General features: G+C 55.4%; 2 protein-coding genes. One reads left to right on the plus strand and one right to left on the minus strand.

The window, feature by feature from the left end:
* The first annotated feature begins 52 nt into the window (after positions 1-52).
* Positions 53-1279 carry a GGDEF domain-containing protein gene (locus VZ95_RS22110; RefSeq protein ID WP_084627800.1) on the plus strand — a complete coding sequence of 409 codons (1227 nt, stop codon included), beginning with the start codon at positions 53-55 and terminating at the stop codon, positions 1277-1279.
* Between the two features lie 439 nt (positions 1280-1718).
* Here VZ95_RS22110 and VZ95_RS24235 read toward each other — a convergent pair whose 3' ends face one another.
* Positions 1719-2078, minus strand: coding sequence for a hypothetical protein (locus VZ95_RS24235; RefSeq protein ID WP_156995310.1), 360 nt, complete (start codon positions 2076-2078; stop codon positions 1719-1721).
* Positions 2079-2437 lie beyond the last annotated feature (359 nt).

Here is a 2437-nt window from a genome sequence, read left to right on the forward strand (position 1 = left end):
GACCCGGCCCATGAATGGATCGTGAAACCGAAAGCGGAGTAGCCGGTTCGGGATGACGAAAACCTTCGGCCTGTGTACTCTGATGCGGCACTGCACACGCCAAGGACTTACGGAGATGTTGGACCCGGCCTCGCTGATTGTCCTGCACACGGCCATGATGTGGTCGTGCGCTATAGCATTTCTGTTGATCCAGCGGGTCGAAACTGGCTGGGGCTTTCCCGGTCACTGGCCGCTTGCCTTCGGGATAATGCCGCTGGTGATGCTGATCGGCGGCTATGCGGAACAGACCCATTCCGATGGGCTACGCCTGTTGGGCTTTGCGCTCGGCTTCATCGGCCCGGCCCTGTTGGCCGATGGCGTGCGACTTTTTTTACGCCTTCCGGCTCGTCCACGCCTCTGGATAGCCGGTTTCGGGCTGTTCGCGTTCGGAATCGTGGCCTTCACGCTACTAATCCCCAATATGCTCGGGCGGATATTGGTCTTTCAGCTTTTCACAGCGGGGATCGGGATCTACGGGTTGATCCTCAGCCGCCGCCTGCCGCCGGAGGATCACCCGCTGGGGCGGCGGTTCATCGGCACGTTCGGCTTTGCGCCGGTTGTCGCGATTGCGGTTCACCTAGTGCAATTAGCCTTGGGGGCCGGGCCGCCCGATTCGGGCGACGTGACGATTCTGGTCCTCGCCGCCACCGCCATCGGTATGATCGCGGCCATCGGCTGCGTGATTCTGGTCGCCGAACGCTTTGCCGCCCAAGTGGGGCGCGAGGCGCGCAGCGACGTTCTGACAGGGCTCGCTACCCGCCGCGTGTTTGATCGGGCGCTCGACCGCGCCTTACAGGAGTATGCGCAGGCAGGCAAACCGGTTTCGGTGATTCTATTCGATATCGATCATTTCAAATCGATCAACGATACCCATGGGCACGATATGGGGGATGTTGCCTTACGCGGGGTCGCCGATTGCGCCCGCAGTATTGTGCGCCCGAGTGATATTCTGGCCCGCCTGGGCGGCGATGAGTTTGCCATTCTTCTGCCCGAAACCCAGTTGGCTGACGCAACAGAAATCGCCCGCCGGGTTCTGGAGCGCTTGCGGGGCCTCGCCCTGAGTGGAGCCGGGGAAACCATCCGCCTGTCGGGGAGCTTCGGCGTCGCCTGCGCCGAAACGGGGCTGGAGACGCCCCAAACCCTTATCAAGCGCGCTGATCTTGCCCTTTATGAGGTGAAACGGCGGGGCCGGAACGATGTGGAAGCCGTCGGATTTACCGCCCACCCGGCCCTCGCTTAACGCAGAACCGGGGTAATCCAAGCGCCCACCCACGTTCGGGGTGACGGGGAAGAAATGATCTTTTCCGAAGCACGACAGGGGCTAGCGCCTTAAATCGCCCCGTCGCTCTCAAAACCATCTCATCCAAACAATTATACCACTCGCACTCTTAATTTTTTTAAAATTTTCCATAATTTAAAATTAAATCATGGTAAATAGAATCTTTAGTTGTAATTTAACAATTAATTAAAATTAAAAATTGACTCGTTTAAAGCAAACGCTACTATATCGTTAATAACATAAAAAACAGACCCTGTGAATATTCACAGCGACTTCATTCATGTAAAACCCTCAAGAAGGTTGGATAACCATGGAAAAACGAGTTCTCACTGCATTGGTTGTTCTTATGCTTGCCGTTCCTCGCATCGGCCTCGCAACGACAATTTTGCCGTCTAACCAGTCATCGGTAAAGGCTGCCTTTACCCCTCCTATTTTGATCGCCAGCGAAGAAGGTGGCGGCGGCGGTGGGGATGGCGGTGGGGATGGCGGTGGAAACGGTAATGGGGATGGTAATGCGAATGGAAATGGTAATGAGAGCGGGAATGGCAGCGGCAACACAAGCGGAAATGGTAATGGAGATGGTAATGCGAATGGGAACGGAAACAATAGCGGGAACGGAAACGGGAGTAATAATGGTGGCCCTGGCGCTCCCGGCGGGAACGGTGGAAATACGAGCGGGGATAATTCCCCAGGTGGTAACGGCGGCAACGGTGGGAATGGCGGGAACGGTGGGAACGGTGGGAACGGTGGCGGTTAACAAGTTTGCTTCGTAAACAAAGTTCATAGGGGGTGAGGTTCTCAAACTCACAAAATTTTCAGGATGACTCAATCGAGGTCTGTAAACCTCACCCCACCGAGCCGTGATATCCCTTTGGTCGAGAAGTGGAGTCTCAGATGAGAAGATATCAAAAAATCGTAACCAGTCTTACAATTGCACTACCAATAATTGGTCTCCCCACACACTTAACAGCACTATCCCCAAATCACGCTCAGAGCTTAAGTATGGCAAAAAATAATCCCTTTATACTTGTACAAGAAACAACGCCGAAGCCAGGGCAGAACGGTGCGCCAGGCAGAACGGTGCGCCAGGGCAGAACGGTGCGCCAGGGCAGAACGGTG

Origin of the sequence: Elstera litoralis, from assembly GCF_000963705.1 — a bacterium.
Taxonomy (GTDB): domain Bacteria; phylum Pseudomonadota; class Alphaproteobacteria; order Elsterales; family Elsteraceae; genus Elstera; species Elstera litoralis.